The organism is Pseudoxanthobacter sp. M-2, from assembly GCF_046156265.1.
GTDB lineage: Bacteria > Pseudomonadota > Alphaproteobacteria > Rhizobiales > Segnochrobactraceae > CAMDHY01.
In genome coordinates this window covers 171,855-188,797 of sequence record NZ_JAWDIR010000033.1, presented here as the reverse complement: position 1 = coordinate 188,797, position 16,943 = coordinate 171,855, and the positions used below count along the sequence as shown (strand labels likewise).

The following is a 16,943-nucleotide window of genomic DNA, read 5'->3' as shown; positions in this document are numbered from 1 at the left end:
GGCGGCATCGTGCCCGGTGTCAAGGCGGCGGCGCTGCCCTAGACTGTTGGAAAGATATCTGGGGTTCTCGCCCGGGGTTCCTCGGGACCCCGGTCCAGCCAGCAGGAAGGTCTCGTCCCGTGAGCGTCACCAGCCTCGCCCGTCTCCCCCGCGCAGCGGACGGGGCAGAGAGCGGCCCGTTCGACGTCGTCATCGCCGGCGGCGGCACGGTCGGCCTGTCGCTGGCACTGGCCGTGGCGCGCGCCGACCGCCACGCCCGCGTCGCCATCGTCGACGCGACGCCGCCCGGCGGCCGCGGCGACACCCGCGCCTCGGCGATCGCCGCGGCGGCGCGGCGGATGCTGACCCGCCTCGGCGTCTGGGGCGCGGTCTCGGCCGACGCCGAGCCGATCCGCGAGATGATCGTCACCGACAGCCGCCTCGCCGACGTGGTGCGGCCGGTGCTGCTCGGCTTCGGCGGCGAGGTCGAGCCCGGCGAGCCGTTCGCCCACATGGTGCCGAACGGGCCGCTGACGGCCGCGCTGACCGGGGCGGCGGAGGCGGCCGGCGTGACGCTGCTCGCGCCGGCGAGCGTCGACGACTTCACCGTCTCGGCCGAGGGCGTCGCGGTGACGCTCGCCGACGGGCGGCGCCTCGACGCCCGCCTGCTGGTGGCCGCCGACGGCGTGCGCTCGCGGCTGCGCGACCTTGCCGGCATCGGCACGGTGCGCCACGACTACAAGCAGTCCGGCATCGTCACGACGGTGGCGCACGAGCGCCCGCACGAGGGCCGGGCCGTCGAGCACTTCCTTCCGGGCGGGCCGTTCGCCATCCTGCCTTTGCGCGGCAACCGCTCGTCGCTCGTCTGGACCGAGCCGACCCACGAGGCCGAGCGCATCATCGCCCTCGACGACTTCACCTTCGCCCTCGAGCTCGAGCGCCGCTTCGGCCGCCAGCTCGGCGCGCTCGAGCCGGTCGGGCCGCGCCGGGCCTGGCCGCTGCAGCTCGTGCTGGCGCGCGCGTTCGTCAAGCCGCGCTTCGCGCTCGCCGGCGATGCGGCGCACGGCATCCACCCGATCGCCGGCCAGGGCCTCAACCTCGGCTTCCGCGACGCCGCCGCTCTCGCCGAAGTGATCGTCGACGCGCGCCGGCTCGGGCTCGATCCGGGCGGGCTCGACGTGCTGGAGCAGTACGAGCGCTGGCGCCGCTTCGACACGGTGCAGATGGGGCTCGTCACCGATGCGCTCAACACGCTGTTCCGCACCGGCTTCGACCCCGTGCGCTTCGTCCGCGGCATCGGCCTCGGCCTCGTCGAACGGCTGCCCGCCGCCAAGGGCGCCTTCATCCGCGAAGCCGCCGGCCTCGGCGGCGTGCTGCCGCGACTGATGAAGGGCGAGGCGATCTGAACCGACGCTTGCTGCAGCTGAAGTACGTCGCATCGCAACCTTGGGTTTCACTTGCTTGAGACCGGTTTTCGATCGCGGACATTTGCTGTTGCCACTGCAGCAAACTTCGCCCATCTGGGGCGCTTGAATGATCGCCTCTTTGCCGCGCCGACTCAGGTGGCCCGCACCCACCGGTGTTCCGGCCGCGCATCCTCCCGACGGACGCTTCCTTGGCCAATACGTTCAGTCGCCTGTTCGACCGCCTGCTCTCGCCTTTCCGCACCGAGAGGCAGAAGAGGCGCGCCGCGCGCAGGTCTGCAGGCGGGGCTCCTCCGCGCCGTCGGAAGGACTTTGCAACTGGCAAAGGCGATCCATCAGATGAGCAGGATCGCAAGGGCCGCGCCGGTAAGAGACTGGCAGCGCGCGAACTCGCCGGGCGAACGGCGGAGCGCCAGGCGAAGCAGGCGGCCAAGGCGGCCGCCCGGCGGGCGGGCCGGACATTCAACGTCGTCTCGTTTCCCAAGTCCGGGCGGACGTGGCTGCGCGTCATGCTCGACGGCCTGAAGCTCGACGCGAAATACACCCACGACGGCAGCGGCCACTCGAAGACTGGCCACGTGGAAGAGCTGCAGCCAGCATCCGAGGCCTTCGCCGGCAAGACGATCGTCTTCCTCTACCGAGACCCGCGGGATACCGTCGTGTCCGGCTACTTCCAGACCGCCAAGCGCCTCGGCGGATACGAGGGCACTATATCCGACTTCATCCGCGACCCGCGTCACGGCATCGAAAAGATCGTCCGCTTCAACATGGAGTGGCTGGCGCGCGGCGCCGATCTCGGCAAGTTCCACGCCGTCACCTACGAGGACCTGAAGGCCGACACGGCGGGGGCGCTCACGGCAATCGTCGGCTTCGTCGGGGCGGAGCGCACCCCCCAGGAGATCGTCACGACCGTCGATGAGGCTTCGTTCGAGAAGATGCAGGCCCGCGAGCGCTCCGGCGAGTTGGCGGAGCGCTACGGGCGCATCCTCGCCCCCGCCAACAGCAAAGACCCGAACTCCTACAAGGTGCGCGAGGGGATCGTCGGCGGCTTCCGCAAGCATCTCAGCGACGACGACATCGCCTTCTGCGACGAGGTTCTGGTCCGTCTCGGATACCCTCTCGAGAACCACGGCTCGCGGGAAGCCTGAGGCCCCGGCCGGTCTCCGGTGGACCCGCCTCGAGCAAACGGTCGTCTCCAAATGGGGTCGTGAGCGGAACCCCTCGAAAGAGCGGGGGAAGGCGCCTCCTATCACGGGAATGTGAACGGCGGCTTCAATTGCTGCGTGCTCTGTCACCAACAGAATCCCTGCGTGATCGCCCCCCAGATGCCCCCTGCCGAACCCGCCGCCCTCCGCCTCCGCGACAAGTCCAACGCCAACGCCGACTGGTCAGACGCCGGGCCGCGGCTCGCTCCGCAGGCCTGGCCGGCGTTCACGCCGCGCTTCGTCGTTCCGGCGTCCGGGACGGTCTTCACCATCGGCTCGTGCTTCGCCCGCAACATCGAGGAACACGTCGCCCGGCTCGGCTTCAACGTGCCGACCCTGGCGTTCGCGGCGCCGGAGGCCGAGCGGGTGGCCGGGCGCGGCAACGCGGTGCTGAACAAGTACACGCCGGCCGCCATCCGGCAGGAGTTCGAGTGGACCCGGCGGGTCCTCGAGGCGGGCGGAACCGTCACGGCGGACGACGTCGCGTCGCTCGCGTACACCTGCAACGACGGCAGCCAGATCGACCTGCAGCTCGGCGGGTTCCGCCCGGTGACGCCGGAGCGCCTTCTGGCGCGGCGCCAGGAACTCTTCGACGTCTTTCGCCACGCCTTCACGGCCGATTGCGTCGTGCTCACCCTCGGCCTCGTCGAGGCATGGGTCGACGAGACCAGCGGCCTCGCCATCCAGCAGGCGCCGGTGCAGGCGGCGTTCCGGCGCGCGCTGTCGCGCTTCACGTTCCGCCGGCTCGATTTCGCCACCTGCCTCGCCGACGTGCAGGCGGCGATCGACGCGGTCCGCGCCCTCAACCCGGCGGCGACGTTCCTGATCACCACTTCGCCGGTGCCCCTCGACCGCACGTTCACCGACGAGGACGTCATCACCGCGACGATGTACGGCAAGTCGGTGCTGCGCGCCGTCTGCGGCGAGATCGTCGCGGCGAACGAGGGGGTCGACTACTTCCCGAGCTACGAGAGCGTCATGCTGACGCGGGACTGGTCGGTCTTCCAGAGCGACCGCCGTCACGTCTCCGATGCCTTCGTCGGCAAGATCGTGCAGCGGCTCGTCGACACCTATTTCCGCGAGGCGCCCGCCGAGCGCCGCGCCGCGCACGCCGCCTACATGGCCTCGCTGGCGGGAGAAGCCACGGACGCAGGCGCCCTGCGCGCGCTCTCGGACGCGGCACCGCAGGACGTGCGCGCCTTCGTCCACTACCTGAACGCCCTGACGACCCGTCCCGACGAGCTAACCCTCGCGGTGGCGCGCTACCTCAAGGGCGGCCCGAAGCCCGAGCACGTCGCGCGCGTCGCCCGGACGGCCAAGCGCGACATCGAGGACCCCGCGGCGGTCATCGGGGCGATCGCCCGGGGAGCGGCCGAGGCCGGCGGCGACATCGCGGCGGCCCCCACCCTCGCCGACGTCTGGCGGCTTTGGATCCAGGCGCTGCTGCGGGAGGACCGCATCCCCGAGGCCACCGTCGCCATCGCCGACGCCAGCCGGCGCTGGCCGGACGACGAGGGATTCGCCGAGTTCGCCACGATGGCGAAGCGGCGGGCCCGCCGCGCCGGCCTGCGGGATGCGCCGACCGCCGAGGTCAAGTCGCCGGTGGTGGCCGCACCGACGCCGCTCGACATCCTCGCCACTGCCTTCGAAGGCGGTGACCCAGCCGCCATCGCCATGACGCTCGGCGCCGCCCTCGACGCCGGTGCAACGGCCGAAGCCGTCGTCGAGATCGCCCATCAGGCGAAGCGGGCGGCGCGCGAGGGGATCGTCTCGCCACGGCTCAAAGCCCTCGCCGAGGCGGTCGCCGCCCGCGCGTCGGCAAGCGGCACCAGCCCCGATCCGGCCTTCTTCCCGCTCTGGCGGTTGCTGGCGCAGGCGCTGTGGCGGGAAGACCGGCGCGCCGAGGCGGTGGCTGCGGCGACCGCGGCGGCGGCGCTCTGGCCGGACAGCGAGGAAGCCGTCGACCACCTCGATGCCGTCGAGCGCAAGGTGCGCAAGCAGGGTCTCACCGCGACATCGGCGGAGCCCGTCGAGACGACGCGAAGCGACGACGTCGCCGCGTAGCTCCGTCCGGCGGCTCCGCCGGCCGGCTTTCTCGCCCCTGCGGCGTGAGCGCCCCTGAAGTCGCGGCCAACCCGCGCTATATGCTCGACCCTCGCACGCCCGGGCGGCCGGAGCCGCAACCGGGCAGTCGAGGAGACCGCGATGGCGACCTTCTTCTACAATCTCGTGCCGTTCGCGGTCGCCGCCGTCGCGGTGGTGCTGGTGCTCGGCCTCTTCAACATGCTGCGCGGCGGCAGCGCCGACCTGTCGCAGAAACTGATGCGCTGGCGGGTGATCCTGCAGTTCGTGGCCATCGTCATCATCATGGTGACGGTGTACCTCACGAGCCGCTGACGCACACGACGACGGGGAACTGGCCGATGGTCGCGCTCAACCGCATCTACACCCGCACCGGCGACGACGGCACCACCGGCCTCGCCTCCGGACCGCGCCGCTCGAAGGCCGATCCGCGCGTCGAGGCCTACGGCACCGTCGACGAGGCGAACGCCTTCCTCGGCCGCGCCCGCATCGCCGCCGTCGCCGCCGGCGACACCGCCTGCGACGCCCTGCTGGCGCGCATCCAGAACGACCTCTTCGACCTCGGCGCCGACCTCGCGACCCCGCACGACCCGCCGCCGCGCCACGAGGCGCTGCGCATCGTCGAGGCGCAGGTGGACCGGCTCGAGGCCGAGATCGACGCCCTCAACGCGCGCCTGCAGCCGCTGCGCTCGTTCGTGCTGCCGGGCGGCACGGCGCTCGCCACGGAACTGCACGTCTGCCGCACCGTCGTCCGCCGCGCCGAACGCCTCGCGGTGGCGCTCGCCGATGCGGAGGAGGTCAACCCGGCCGCGATGCGCTACCTCAACCGGCTGTCGGATCTCCTGTTCGTCGCCGGCCGCGTCGCCAATGCCGACGGCGCCGACGACGTGCTGTGGGTTCCCGGCCAGAACCGCTGAGGGCGGCGGACGAAACGGGTCGGCGCCGGTGTTCATCCCCATCCACGACGACAACCCGCACCGCCACATCGCCGCGCCGGTGGTCGTCTACGGCATCCTCGGGGTGACGGTGATCGCCTTCCTGGCGACGCTCGCGGCGAGCCCGGAGGTCGTCGACCGCGCGGTGCTCGCCCTCGGGCTGGTGCCGGCGGTGCTGACCGGCGACGCGGCGCTGGCGCCGGGTCTCGAGATCGTGCCGGCGTGGGCGACGCTCGTCACCTACGCCTTCCTGCACGCCGGCTGGGCGCACCTCCTCGGCAACCTGGCGTTCGTCTGGGTGTTCGCCGACAATGTCGAGGACGCGCTCGGGCATGCCCGCTTCGCCCTCTTCTATCTCGCCTGCGCGGCGGCCGCGGGACTGACCCACGTGCTCGTCGACCCCGCCTCGCAGGCACCGATGATCGGCGCCTCCGGGGCCGTGGCGGGGATCGTCGGCGCCTATCTCGTGCTGCACCCGCACGTCCGCGCCTGGGTGCTGGTGCTCGGGCCGATCCCGATCCGGCTGCCGGCCGCCTGGCTCATCCTCGCCTGGGCGGCATTCCAGGTCTGGAACGCCGCCACCGACACGGAAGGGGCGGTCGCCTGGTGGTCGCACATCGGCGGATTCATTGCCGGCGCCGCGCTGGTGGTACCGCTGCGCCGCCGCGGCGTGCCGCTGCTCGACCGACCGGTGCCGAAGTGAGTCGCGCCGGAGAATCGCGCAAGGGAATCCAGCGTCTCCGCAAGCCCGCCGCGTTGACACCCGTTGCACCGCAACAGTAGGGTCCGGCCCGCTTCGATCCGCCCCGGCTGCCACAGGCGCCGCGGCGCAGGCCGCCCCGCCGGCCGCGACCTCCCTGGGAGAAGGTTGAGCAGGACATGAAGATCCTCGTGCCCGTGAAGCGGGTTATCGACTACAACGTCAAGGTCCGCGTGAAGCCCGACGGCTCCGGGGTCGACCTCGCCAACGTCAAGATGTCGATGAACCCCTTCGACGAGATCGCCGTCGAGGAGGCGCTGCGCCAGAAGGAAGCCGGCAAGGCGACCGAGGTGGTGATCGTCTCGATCGGCGCCGACAAGGCGGCCGAGACGATCCGCACCGGACTCGCGATGGGTGCCGATCGCGGCATCCACGTGAAGACCGACGTCGAGGTGGAGCCCTTGGCGGTCGCCAAGATCCTGAAGGCGGTGGTCGATGCCGAGGCTCCCGGCCTCGTCATCCTCGGCAAGCAGGCGATCGACGACGACAGCAACCAGACCGGCCAGATGCTCGCAGCCCTCCTCGGCTGGGCCCAGGGCACCTTCGCCTCGAAGGTGGTGATCGGCGACGGCAAGGTCGACGTAACCCGTGAGATCGACGGCGGCCTCGAGACGGTGTCGCTGACGATGCCGGCGATCGTCACCACCGACCTGCGCCTGAACGAGCCACGCTACGCGTCGCTGCCCAACATCATGAAGGCGAAGAAGAAGCCGATCGACGAGAAGTCGCCGGCCGATTTCGGCGTCGATCCGGCGCCGCGCCTGAAAGTGGTCAAGACCGAGGAGCCGGGCGGCCGCAAGGCCGGCGTCAAGGTCGGCTCGGTGGCCGAGCTCGTAGCGAAGCTCAAGGACGAGGCGGGAGTTCTCTGATGACGACGCTGCTTCTCGCCGAGCACGACGGCGCCACCCTGAAGGACGCCACCGGCAAGGCGCTGACCGCCGCCAGGGCGATGGGCGGCGACGTCCACGTGCTGGTCGCAGGCCAGGGCTGCCAGGCCGCAGCGGACGCTGCCGCCAAGCTCGACGGCGTGACCAAGGTCCTGCTGGCCGACGACGCGGCTCTTGCCCATGCGCTTGCCGAGCCGCTCGCCGCCCTCATCGTCCAGCTGGCGCCGGCCTATGACGCGATCGTCGCCCCGGCCACCGCGTCGGCGAAGAACGTCATGCCGCGCGTCGCGGCCCTCCTCGACGTCATGCAGGTCTCCGAGGTGATCGCGGTGCTCGCGCCCGACACCTTCAAGCGGCCGATCTATGCCGGCAACGCCATCCAGACGGTGACGGCCACCGACGCCAAGAAGGTCGTCACCGTGCGGACCGCCTCGTTCCAGTCGACCGGCGAGGGCGGCGCGTCGGCTCCGGTCGAAGCGGTTTCCGCCGCAGCCGACCCGGGCGTGTCGCGCTATGTCGGGGCCGAGCTGTCCGCCTCCGACCGGCCCGAGCTCGCCTCGGCCAAGGTCATCGTCTCCGGCGGCCGGGCGCTCGGCTCGTCGGAGAAGTTCCAGTCGGTGATCGCGCCGCTCGCCGATGCGCTCGGTGCGGCGATCGGCGCGAGCCGCGCCGCCGTCGACGCCGGCTACGCCCCGAACGACTGGCAGGTCGGCCAGACCGGCAAGGTGGTGGCGCCCGACCTCTACGTCGCCTGCGGCATCTCCGGCGCCATCCAGCATCTCGCCGGCATGAAGGATTCCAAGGTGATCGTGGCGATCAACAAGGACGAGGAGGCACCGATCTTCCAGGTCGCCGACTACGGCCTCGTCGCCGACCTGTTCACCGCGGTGCCGGAATTCGCGTCGGAAGTCGCCAAGGTGAAGCGTTAGTCGTGTGATGCGATGTTCGCGCGGCGGCTTGCCGACCGCCGCGCGTCCATCGACAATGAGCCCCGAATGAAGACGCGAAAGACGGACGACGTGACAGGACGGAGAGGCGCGAACGCGCCCGCGGCGGGATCGAACGGCATCATGGCAGGCGAATTGAAGACCATCGGCGTGATCGGCGCCGGCCAGATGGGCAATGGCATCGCCCACGTCTGCGCGCTGGCCGGTTACACCGTGCTGTTGAACGACGTCTCGCCGGATCGCATCCAGTCCGGCCTCGCCACCATCAACGGCAACCTGACGCGCCAGCACGCCAAGGGCCTGATCAGCGAGGAGGCGAAGGTCGCGGCGCTCGGCGCCATCGGCCCCGCCAACAACCTCGACGACCTCGGCGAGGCCGATCTCGTCATCGAGTCGGCGACCGAGAACGAGCAGGTGAAGCGCAAGATCTTCGCCCAGCTCTGCCCGCTCCTGAAGCCCGAGGCGATCCTCGCCACCAACACCTCGTCGCTGTCGATCACCCGGCTCGCCGCCTCGACGGACCGGCCGGAGCGCTTCATCGGCATCCACTTCATGAACCCCGTGCCGCTGATGGAGCTGATCGAGCTCGTCCGCGGCATCGCCACCGAGGACGAGACCTTCGAGACCTCGAAGGTGTTCTGCGCCCGCCTCGGCAAGACGATCGCGGTGGCCGAGGACTTCCCCGGCTTCATGGTCAACCGCATCCTGCTGCCGATGATCAACGAGGCGATCTACACCCTCTACGAGGGCGTCGGCTCGGTGGAGGCGATCGACACGGCGCTCCGGCTCGGCGCCAACCACCCGATGGGCCCCCTGCAGCTCGCCGACTTCATCGGCCTCGACACCTGCCTGTCGATCATGCAGGTGCTCTATGAGGGCCTCGCCGACACCAAGTACCGGCCCTGTCCGCTGCTCGTGAAGTATGTCGAGGCCGGCTGGCTCGGCCGCAAGACGCAGCGCGGCTTCTACGACTACCGCGGTGAAAAGGCTGTGCCGACGCGATGACGGCCAGCGACGAGGCGGCGCTCAAGGCCGCCAAGAAGGCTCGGAAGGAAGAACGGCGGCAGCAGCGCCAGCAGCTGACGCCGGAAGAGCGCCGAAAGCGGCGCGGCGAGCTGACGCCCGAGCAGATCAAGAAGCGGGCGTTCAAGAAGCAGAAGCAGGCCGAGAAGCAGGCCCTGCCGCGGGCCGACGAGCAGCCGGATTTCAAGGTCGGCTTCCTCGTCGCCGGCGTCCAGAAGGGCGGCACCTCCACCCTGCACGCCTATCTCGAGCGGCATCGGCAGATCGGCCTCGGCGGCTCGAAGGAACTGCACTTCTTCGACGACGAGACGCAGGACTGGGACGCGCCCGACTATCGGCGCTACCACCGCCTCTTTCCCGTCTATCCGGATGCGGCGATCGCCGGCGAATGCACGCCGGTCTATTTCTTCTGGCCACCGTCGCTCGGGCGCATCCACGCCTACAGCCCGGACGTCCGCTTCATCGTCGTCTTCCGCAACCCGATCGACCGGGCGTTCTCGCAGTGGGCGATGGCCTATGCGCGGGGCGAGGACGGTCTGTTGTTCGAGGAGGCGATCCGCGGTGGCCGCCAGCGGGTCGCCGACGCCGGCGACACCGGCCACTCGCAACGCGTCCACTCCTATGTCGAGCGGGGCTTCTACGGCGCACAGATGCGCCGCTTCCTCACGCTCTATCCACGCGAGCAGATCCTGCCGCTGACCTCGGAGGAGCTGTTCAAGAGCCACCGCTCGGCACTCGCCAAGGTGACGGCGTTCCTCGGCGTCGAACCGTTTCCCGACGATCTCGAGGCGCTGCACGTCAACAGCAAGAAGAAGCGCGTCGAGTATCCGTCGGTGCTAACGCGGGCCGACGCGGTGCACCTCGCCGACGTGTTCCGCGACGATCTCGCCGAGTTCCAGGCCCTCACCGGCCTCGACGTCTCCGGCTGGCTCGACACCAGCCGCTATCCGGACTGAGGAGGCCGGGCCGGGCCTTCAATGTCCCGCCGGCTTCTCCGCCGCCGCCTCGGCCTCCGCTTCGCCCTCCGCCGCGTCTTCGGTTGCGGCTTCGCCTTCTTCTTCGGCCTTGGGCGCCGGATCGAGGGCGACGGCGATCAGCGCCTTCGCGTCCGCCGAATCCCACGCCGCCGGGCCGTGCATCACACCGAGCTGGCAGCCCGTACCGTCGACGATCAGCGTCGTCGGCATGCCGACCGCGAGCGCCCGCCCCTTCAGCGTGTTGAAGACGGCCATCGAGCGGTCGACATAGCGCGCCAGGCTGACGATGCCGGTCTCCTCGAGGAAACGCGCGTCGCGACCGTCGTCGCGGGTGTCGACGTTGATGGCGACCACCTCGAAGGCCGGGCTGCCCAGGGCGGCCTGCAGGTCGTCGAGGGCGGGCATCTCCTCCCGGCACGGCGCGCACCAGGTCGCCCAGAGATTGAGGAGCACGGTCTTGCCGGCGAAGTCGGCGAACGTCCCCGGCGTGCCGTCGGGGCGAACGAAGGCGAGGTCTCCGACGTAGACCGGGTTCTCCGCCGGCGTGAAGGCGGCCACCTCGCCGCGCGCCACCGGCCTGAGCGCCGCCGCCGTCGGCACCGAGCCCTCGCAGGAGACGACGGTCGTCTCGTCGTTGCCTCCGAAGCCGCCGATCACGTATACCGCGCCGAGCCCGGCGGCGATGCCGGCGACGGCGGCGATCGCCAGCACCTTGAGCGACGGGCGGCGGCGGCGCTTCACCGTCGGTTCGGCCGGGCCGCTGTCGTCTTCGTCACTCATCGCCACTCGTCTCCGCTCTGTCCGTTCCGCCCGTCACGCCGCTATCCCGGAGCCCACGCCCGATGACCGAGACCGCCGGCCGCAACCGCATGTGGGGCGGGCGCTTCGCCGCCGCGCCCGACGCCATCATGGCCGAGATCAACGCCTCGATCGACTTCGACAAGGCGCTCTATCGCCAGGACATCGCCGGTTCGAAGGCGCACGTCGCCATGCTCGCCGATCGCGGCATCATCGCGGCGGAAGATGCCCTGGAGATTGCACGCGGGCTCGACGCCGTCCTCGCCGAGATCGAGGCGGGCGATTTCGCCTTCTCCCGCGCGCTCGAAGACATCCACATGAACGTCGAGGCGCGCCTCGCCGAGCTGATCGGCCCGACGGCCGGCCGCCTGCACACGGCGCGCTCGCGCAACGACCAGGTGGCGACCGACTTCCGCCTCTGGGTGCGCGACGCCCTCGACACCCTCGACGCCGGCATGAAGGACGTGCAGACGGCGCTTGTCGAGAAGGCGGCCGAACACGCCCGCACCGTCATGCCGGGCTTCACCCACCTGCAGACGGCGCAGCCGGTCACCTTCGGCCACCACCTCCTCGCCTATGTCGAGATGCTGTCGCGCGACCGCGGCCGCGTCGCCGACGCGCGCAAGCGGCTGAACGAGTGCCCGCTCGGCTCGGCCGCGCTCGCCGGCACGTCCTTCCCGATCGACCGCCACGCCACAGCGGCGGCGCTCGGCTTCGACCGGCCGACGGCGAACTCCCTCGACGCCGTCTCCGACCGCGACTTCGCGCTGGAATCGCTCGCCGCCGCCTCGATCGCCTCGGTGCATCTCTCGCGGCTCGCCGAGGAGATCGTCATCTGGTGCTCGGCGCCGTTCTCGTTCGTGCGGCTGTCGGACCGCTTCACCACCGGCTCGTCGATCATGCCGCAGAAGCGCAACCCGGACGCTGCCGAGCTGGTGCGCGCCAAGGTCGGCCGCATCCTCGGCTCGTTCACCACGCTCACGGTGGTGATGAAGGGCCTGCCGCTCGCCTATTCGAAGGACATGCAGGAAGACAAGGAGCCGACCTTCGACGCGCTCACCAACCTGTCGCTGGCGCTCGCCGCCACCGCCGGCATGGTGCGCGACCTAGAGCCCGACCCGCGGGCGATGCGCAAGGCCGCCGGCGCGTCCTACGCCACCGCCACCGACCTCGCCGACTGGCTGGTGCGCGTGCTCGGCCTGCCGTTCCGCGAGGCCCACCACGTCACCGGCTCGATCGTCGCGGCTGCCGCCGAGAAAGGCGTGTCGCTCGACCGGCTGCCGCTGTCCGACATGCAGGCGATCGAGCCGCGCATCGGCGAGGAAGTGCGCGCCGTCCTCACCGTCGACGCCTCGGTGAAGAGCCGCACCAGCTACGGCGGCACGGCGCCGGCGAACGTCCGCCGGCAGGCCGCCGCGTGGACACGGCGGCTCAAAGCCGAGGGCAAGCCGCGCGGTCGCGGCCGGCGGGCCCCGTGACCGCCAACGCGCCCCTTCCGGTGCGCCGCCGCTTCGCTATGATCGCGCCGTCCGAGACGGAGACGCGCACCGGCATGCCGACTTTTCGACCGACCGCCGGCGCGACCGCGCTGCGCCTCGTCGCGACCGGCCTCGTCGTCGCCGCCCTTCTGTCGACCGCCGGCTGCGGCCGCCGCGGCGGCCTCGAGTTCCCGCCGGATTCGAAGCCGCGCGAGAACACCGTGCCGGCCAGGCCCGACCGTCCGAGCGGCCCGCGCGCGCCGCTCGAGCCGTTCGTGCTCGACCCGCTGCTCTGACGCCGCCGACCTCCCGGGGCCAGTATTGTGCACCACTTCGACTACCGCGACGGCGTGCTGCACGCCGAGGACGTGCCGGTGCCGGCGATCGCCGCCGCCGTCGGCACGCCCGTCTACATCTACTCGACGGCGACCCTGACCCGGCACTACCAGGTGTTCTCCAAGGCTGTGGCGCGGCTCGACGGGCTCGTCTGCTACGCCATGAAGGCGAACTCCAACCAGGCGGTGCTGAAGACGCTCGCCCGCCTCGGCGCCGGCATGGACGTCGTCTCCGAGGGCGAGCTCCGGCGGGCGCGCGCCGCCGGCGTGCCGGGCAGCCGCATCGTCTTCTCCGGCGTCGCCAAGACCGCGGCCGAAATGGCGTACGCTCTGGCTGAGGAGATCTTCTGCTTCAACGTCGAATCGCTGCCCGAGCTCGAGCGGCTGTCGCAGGTGGCGACGGCCCACGGCCGCACCGCGCCGGTATCGCTGCGCATCAACCCCGACGTCGACGCCCGTACGCACGCCAAGATCTCGACCGGCAAGTCGGAGAACAAGTTCGGCATCCCGTGGCAGGAGGCGCGCCACGCCTACGCCCGCGCCGCGGCGCTCCCCGGGCTCGCCGTCCACGGCATCGACATGCACATCGGCTCGCAGATCACCGAGCTGCAACCCTTCGACGACGCCTTCTCGCGCCTCGGCGAACTGATCAGCGCCCTGCGCGCCGACGGGCACGCCATCGACCACGTCGACCTCGGCGGCGGGCTCGGCATCCCCTACCGCGACGATCTGTCGCCACCGCCGGATCCGGCCGCCTATGCGGCGGTGGTTGAGAGGCACGCCAACCGCCTCGGCTGCCGCGTGCTGTTCGAGCCGGGGCGGCTGATCGCCGGCAATGCCGGCATCCTCGTCACCGAGATCGTCTACGTGAAGGAGGGCGAGGCGAAGACCTTCGTCATCGTCGACGCCGGCATGAACGACCTCGTCCGCCCGACCCTCTACGACGCCCACCACGAGGTGCGGCCGGTGCGCGCGGCCGCCCGCCACGCGCCGCTCCGGCGCGTCGACGTGGTCGGCCCGGTCTGCGAATCCGGCGACTTCCTGGCGCTCGCCCGGGCGATGACGCCGGTCGCCGCGGGTGATCTGCTGGCGGTCTTCTCCGCCGGCGCCTATGGGGCGGTGCAGGCCGGCACCTACAACACCCGCCTGCTGGTGCCCGAAGTCCTGGTCGACGGCGACCGCTTCGCCGTGGTGCGGCCGCGGCCGACCTACGACGAGCTGATCGGCCTCGACCACGTCCCCGACTGGCTGCAGACCCCCGCCGACTGACGGCCCCGGAGCGCTCCGGCGAGGCGCTTGCGACACACCGATCGTCGCAGGGGTGGTCGTGCCCCAAAATCGCGGCATATTGGCTGCAGGGTTGCATGGGGGACGGCAGCCGCGTGGACCTCCACGCGGCCTTCGTGGGATTGCCTGACGATGATCGACCGCGCGTTCCGCCGCTCCGCGTCGCCGACCAGGGCCGCTTCCGCGCCCGGCGGGCGCATCGATGGGCTCGTCCGCCGCGCCGGCCTCGCCTTGTGGTGGGAGCGTCTGTGGCCGCCGGTCGCCGGCGTCGCTGGCGTGGTGGCGCTGTTCGCGGCGCTCTCCTTCCTCGGTGTCTGGACCGTCGTCCCGGGCTGGCTCCGCGTCGGCCTGCTCGCCGTGCTCGCCGCGATGCTGCTCGTGCCGCTCGTGGCGCTGGCGCGCGTGCGCTCGCCGCGGCGCGACGAGGCGGTGCGCCGCATCGAGACCGTGTCCGGCACCGACCACCGTCCGCTCACCGCCGTCGAAGACGGTCTGGCGAGCGCCGGCGACGATCCCGCAACGGCGGCGCTGTGGCGCGCCCACCGCGCCCGCATGGAGGCGGCGCTCACTGGCCTGAAGGCGGGCACGCCCCGCCCGGCGCTGTTCCGCCGCGACCCGTGGGCGGCGCGCGCCGTCGTCGGCGCGCTGCTGTTCGTCGGCCTGTTCGCCGGCGCCGGCGACTATCTCGGCCGCATGGGCGCCGCCTTCGCGCCGCTGAGCGTACCCGCGGCCGAGCCGCCGATGCGCCTCGACGCCTGGGTGTCGCCGCCGCCCTATACCGGCCGCGCGCCGGTCTTCCTGACCGGCGAGGGCCGCGTCGCCTCGAACGCGCCGCTGCGCATGCCGGCGGGCAGCGAGGTCGTCGTCCGCCTGCACGGCGCCGAGGACGCCGTGGTGATCGCCGACGGGCCGGAGGGTCCGACCCCCGTCGAGATCGCTGCGCCCGCCGGTGCCGACGCCACCCGGACCGTTCCGACCCCCGGCCCGCAGGCGGTGCGCGAGTACCGCGTGCCGCTCGATGCCGACGGCGGCGTGACGGTGCAGCGGGGCGATACCGAGCTCGCGCGCTGGGCCTTCGCCGTCGAGCCCGACCGGCCGCCGACGGTCGCCTGGGTGGGCGAGCCGAAGGTCCAGGCGAGCGGCGCGCTCGAGTTCACCTACGAGATCGGCGACGACTACGGCGTCGTCGACGGCCGCGCCGAGTTCGTGCCGAAGGATTCCACCACCGCCGGCGTGCGGCCGCTCGTCGAGGCGCCGCAGGCGGCCCTGGCGCTGCCCTCGCACCGGGCCCGCTCGGGCTCGACGAAGACGATGCAGGACCTCACCAGCCACCCGTGGGCGGGTGCCGAGGTCGACGTCACGCTGGTGGTGCGCGACGAGGCCGGCCAGGAGGGCCGCAGCGAGACGATCGCGGTGACGCTGCCGCAGCGCGCCTTCCGCAAGCCGCTCGCCCGCGCCGTCGTCGAGCAGCGCCGCTTCCTCGCCCTCGACGTGCAGGCGCAGACGCGGGTGATCGATGCGCTCGATGCGCTGATGATCTCACCGGAAGGGCTGTTCGACAGCGCGTCGTCCTATGTCGGCATGCGCCTCGCCTACGGCCACCTGGTGCGTGCCGAGAGCGACGAGCAGCTGACTGCGGTTCTGGACGAACTCTGGAGCCTCGCGCTCGCCATCGAGGACGGCGACCTGTCGCTCGCTGCCCGTGAGCTGCGCGACGCCCAGGAGGCGCTCCGGCGGGCGCTGGAGAACGGCGCGTCGGAGGAGGAGATCGCCAAGCTCACCGAGGACCTGCGCCGGGCGATGGAGAACTTCCTCGCCTCGCTCGCCGAGCAGATGCGCCAGAACCCGCAGGCGGCGCAGCCGATGAACCCGAACGCGCAGATGCTGCGTCCGCAGGACCTCGACCGCATGCTCGACCGCATCGAGGAGCTGGCGCGCCAGGGCTCCACCGAGGCGGCGCAGCAGTTGCTCTCGCAGCTCCAGCAGATGCTGGAGAACCTGCAGGCGGCCCGCCCGATGCAGCCCGGCGAGGGCCAGCAGGGCGAGGGTCCGCTCGACGAGCTCGGCCGGATGATCCAGGAACAGCAGCGACTGATGGACGAGACCTACGGTCTCGAGCGCGGCCAGCAGCCCGGCCAGCAGCAGCCGATGACGCCGGAGGAGATGGCCGAGGCGATGCGTCGCCTGCAGGAAGGCCAGGGCCAGCTCGCCGAGCAGCTGCAGCGCCTGCTCGACCAGATGGGGCAGCAGGGGCAGCAGCCGGGTGACGGCCAGCAGCAGGGCCAGGGCCAGCAGGGGCAGGACGGCCAGCAGGGCGAGGGCCAGTCGCCCGGACAGGGCCAGGGTCAGGCGCAGGGCCAGGGACAAGGCCAGGGGCAAGGCCAGGGCAACGGCTCGCTCGGCCAGGCCGGCGAGGCGATGGGCCGGGCGCGTGACGCTCTCGGCCAGGGCGAGGCCGGCAACGCCATCGGCCCGCAGGGCGACGCCCTCGACGCGCTGCGCCGCGGTGCCCAGCAGATGGCCGAGCAGATGATGGGCGAGGGCCAGCCGGGTCCCGGCCCCGGCGGCCAGACGCCGTCGGCGATGAACGAGGATCCGCTCGGCCGCATGCGGCGCACCGAAGGGCCGGACCTCGGCACGAGCGTGCGCGTGCCCGACGAGATCGACGTGCAGCGAGCCCGGCGCATCCTCGACGAGCTGCGCCGCCGCCTCGGCGACCCGACCCGCCCGCAGCTCGAGCTCGACTATCTGGATCGTCTGCTGCCGCGCAACTGAGCGGCGGCGGCCGGAGCCGCATCACTCCCGTGGCAAATCTCTGCCGGGGCT

General features: G+C 71.8%; 15 protein-coding genes. 14 read left to right on the top strand and 1 reads right to left on the bottom strand.

Annotated features, from left to right (window positions below):
* Window positions 1-119 precede the first annotated feature (119 nt).
* The 10 genes from RUR49_RS15950 (at window position 120) to RUR49_RS15905 (ending at window position 10,198) form a co-directional block, all read left to right on the top strand.
* Window positions 120-1,385: a ubiquinone biosynthesis hydroxylase gene (locus tag RUR49_RS15950; RefSeq protein ID WP_409147377.1), complete on the top strand. Its 1,266-nt coding sequence runs from the start codon at window positions 120-122 to the stop codon at window positions 1,383-1,385.
* A 527-nt stretch (window positions 1,386-1,912) separates the two neighbouring features.
* Window positions 1,913-2,551 (top strand): sulfotransferase domain-containing protein, encoded by a 639-nt coding sequence (locus RUR49_RS15945; protein WP_409147376.1) that lies wholly within the window; start codon window positions 1,913-1,915, stop codon window positions 2,549-2,551.
* A 177-nt stretch (window positions 2,552-2,728) separates the two neighbouring features.
* A complete protein-coding gene (locus RUR49_RS15940; protein WP_409147375.1) occupies window positions 2,729-4,672 on the top strand; it encodes a GSCFA domain-containing protein in 1,944 nt (647 codons plus the stop codon).
* A 141-nt stretch (window positions 4,673-4,813) separates the two neighbouring features.
* On the top strand, window positions 4,814-5,005 hold the full coding sequence (locus RUR49_RS15935; protein ID WP_409147374.1) for a twin transmembrane helix small protein: 192 nt from the start codon (window positions 4,814-4,816) through the stop codon (window positions 5,003-5,005).
* A 26-nt stretch (window positions 5,006-5,031) separates the two neighbouring features.
* Entirely contained in the window at window positions 5,032-5,607 is a 576-nt protein-coding gene (locus tag RUR49_RS15930) for a cob(I)yrinic acid a,c-diamide adenosyltransferase (RefSeq protein WP_409147373.1), read from the top strand.
* 28 nt (window positions 5,608-5,635) lie between these two features.
* Window positions 5,636-6,328, top strand: coding sequence for a rhomboid family intramembrane serine protease (locus RUR49_RS15925; protein WP_409147372.1), 693 nt, complete (start codon window positions 5,636-5,638; stop codon window positions 6,326-6,328).
* Between the two features lie 176 nt (window positions 6,329-6,504).
* Window positions 6,505-7,254 carry an electron transfer flavoprotein subunit beta/FixA family protein gene (locus RUR49_RS15920; protein WP_409147371.1) on the top strand — a complete coding sequence of 250 codons (750 nt, stop codon included), beginning with the start codon at window positions 6,505-6,507 and terminating at the stop codon, window positions 7,252-7,254.
* Window positions 7,254-8,201, top strand: coding sequence for an electron transfer flavoprotein subunit alpha/FixB family protein (locus tag RUR49_RS15915; protein WP_409147370.1), 948 nt, complete (start codon window positions 7,254-7,256; stop codon window positions 8,199-8,201). The genes RUR49_RS15920 and RUR49_RS15915 overlap by 1 nt, the downstream gene beginning before the upstream one ends.
* A gap of 141 nt (window positions 8,202-8,342) precedes the next feature.
* Entirely contained in the window at window positions 8,343-9,224 is an 882-nt protein-coding gene (locus RUR49_RS15910) for a 3-hydroxybutyryl-CoA dehydrogenase (protein WP_409147369.1), read from the top strand.
* Window positions 9,221-10,198: a sulfotransferase family protein gene (locus tag RUR49_RS15905; protein ID WP_409147368.1), complete on the top strand. Its 978-nt coding sequence runs from the start codon at window positions 9,221-9,223 to the stop codon at window positions 10,196-10,198. Before RUR49_RS15910 ends, RUR49_RS15905 begins: the two co-directional genes overlap by 4 nt.
* Window positions 10,199-10,216: 18 nt before the next feature.
* Here the strand turns inward: RUR49_RS15905 and tlpA are convergent, their stop codons facing one another.
* On the bottom strand, window positions 10,217-10,999 hold the full coding sequence (gene tlpA, locus RUR49_RS15900) for a thiol:disulfide interchange protein TlpA (protein WP_409147367.1): 783 nt from the start codon (window positions 10,997-10,999) through the stop codon (window positions 10,217-10,219).
* A 62-nt stretch (window positions 11,000-11,061) separates the two neighbouring features.
* On the opposite strand from tlpA, the gene argH reads away from it, so the two are divergent.
* The 4 genes from argH to RUR49_RS15880 all read left to right on the top strand — a co-directional run bounded on the left by argH (window position 11,062) and on the right by RUR49_RS15880 (window position 16,892).
* A complete protein-coding gene (argH, locus tag RUR49_RS15895; RefSeq protein WP_409147366.1) occupies window positions 11,062-12,495 on the top strand; it encodes an argininosuccinate lyase in 1,434 nt (477 codons plus the stop codon).
* 74 nt (window positions 12,496-12,569) lie between these two features.
* Window positions 12,570-12,791, top strand: a complete 222-nt coding sequence (locus RUR49_RS15890) for a lipoprotein (protein WP_409147365.1) — start codon at window positions 12,570-12,572, stop codon at window positions 12,789-12,791.
* Between the two features lie 27 nt (window positions 12,792-12,818).
* On the top strand, window positions 12,819-14,099 hold the full coding sequence (gene lysA / locus RUR49_RS15885; protein WP_409147364.1) for a diaminopimelate decarboxylase: 1,281 nt from the start codon (window positions 12,819-12,821) through the stop codon (window positions 14,097-14,099).
* Between the two features lie 150 nt (window positions 14,100-14,249).
* Window positions 14,250-16,892 (top strand): TIGR02302 family protein, encoded by a 2,643-nt coding sequence (locus RUR49_RS15880; RefSeq protein ID WP_409147363.1) that lies wholly within the window; start codon window positions 14,250-14,252, stop codon window positions 16,890-16,892.
* Window positions 16,893-16,943 lie beyond the last annotated feature (51 nt).

What these genes read in the sequence shown, in the direction of transcription:
- RUR49_RS15880 (WP_409147363.1), top strand. Translation starts at nt 14,250, where the DNA reads ATGATCGACCGCGCGTTCCGCCGCTCCGCGTCGCCGACCAGGGCCGCT.
- tlpA (WP_409147367.1), bottom strand. Translation starts at nt 10,999, where the DNA reads ATGAGTGACGAAGACGACAGCGGCCCGGCCGAACCGACGGTGAAGCGC.
- RUR49_RS15935 (WP_409147374.1), top strand. Translation starts at nt 4,814, where the DNA reads ATGGCGACCTTCTTCTACAATCTCGTGCCGTTCGCGGTCGCCGCCGTC.
- RUR49_RS15930 (WP_409147373.1), top strand. Translation starts at nt 5,032, where the DNA reads ATGGTCGCGCTCAACCGCATCTACACCCGCACCGGCGACGACGGCACC.
- RUR49_RS15945 (WP_409147376.1), top strand. Translation starts at nt 1,913, where the DNA reads ATGCTCGACGGCCTGAAGCTCGACGCGAAATACACCCACGACGGCAGC.
- RUR49_RS15940 (WP_409147375.1), top strand. Translation starts at nt 2,729, where the DNA reads ATGCCCCCTGCCGAACCCGCCGCCCTCCGCCTCCGCGACAAGTCCAAC.
- RUR49_RS15910 (WP_409147369.1), top strand. Translation starts at nt 8,343, where the DNA reads ATGGCAGGCGAATTGAAGACCATCGGCGTGATCGGCGCCGGCCAGATG.
- RUR49_RS15920 (WP_409147371.1), top strand. Translation starts at nt 6,505, where the DNA reads ATGAAGATCCTCGTGCCCGTGAAGCGGGTTATCGACTACAACGTCAAG.
- RUR49_RS15915 (WP_409147370.1), top strand. Translation starts at nt 7,254, where the DNA reads ATGACGACGCTGCTTCTCGCCGAGCACGACGGCGCCACCCTGAAGGAC.
- argH (WP_409147366.1), top strand. Translation starts at nt 11,062, where the DNA reads ATGACCGAGACCGCCGGCCGCAACCGCATGTGGGGCGGGCGCTTCGCC.
- RUR49_RS15905 (WP_409147368.1), top strand. Translation starts at nt 9,221, where the DNA reads ATGACGGCCAGCGACGAGGCGGCGCTCAAGGCCGCCAAGAAGGCTCGG.
- RUR49_RS15890 (WP_409147365.1), top strand. Translation starts at nt 12,570, where the DNA reads ATGCCGACTTTTCGACCGACCGCCGGCGCGACCGCGCTGCGCCTCGTC.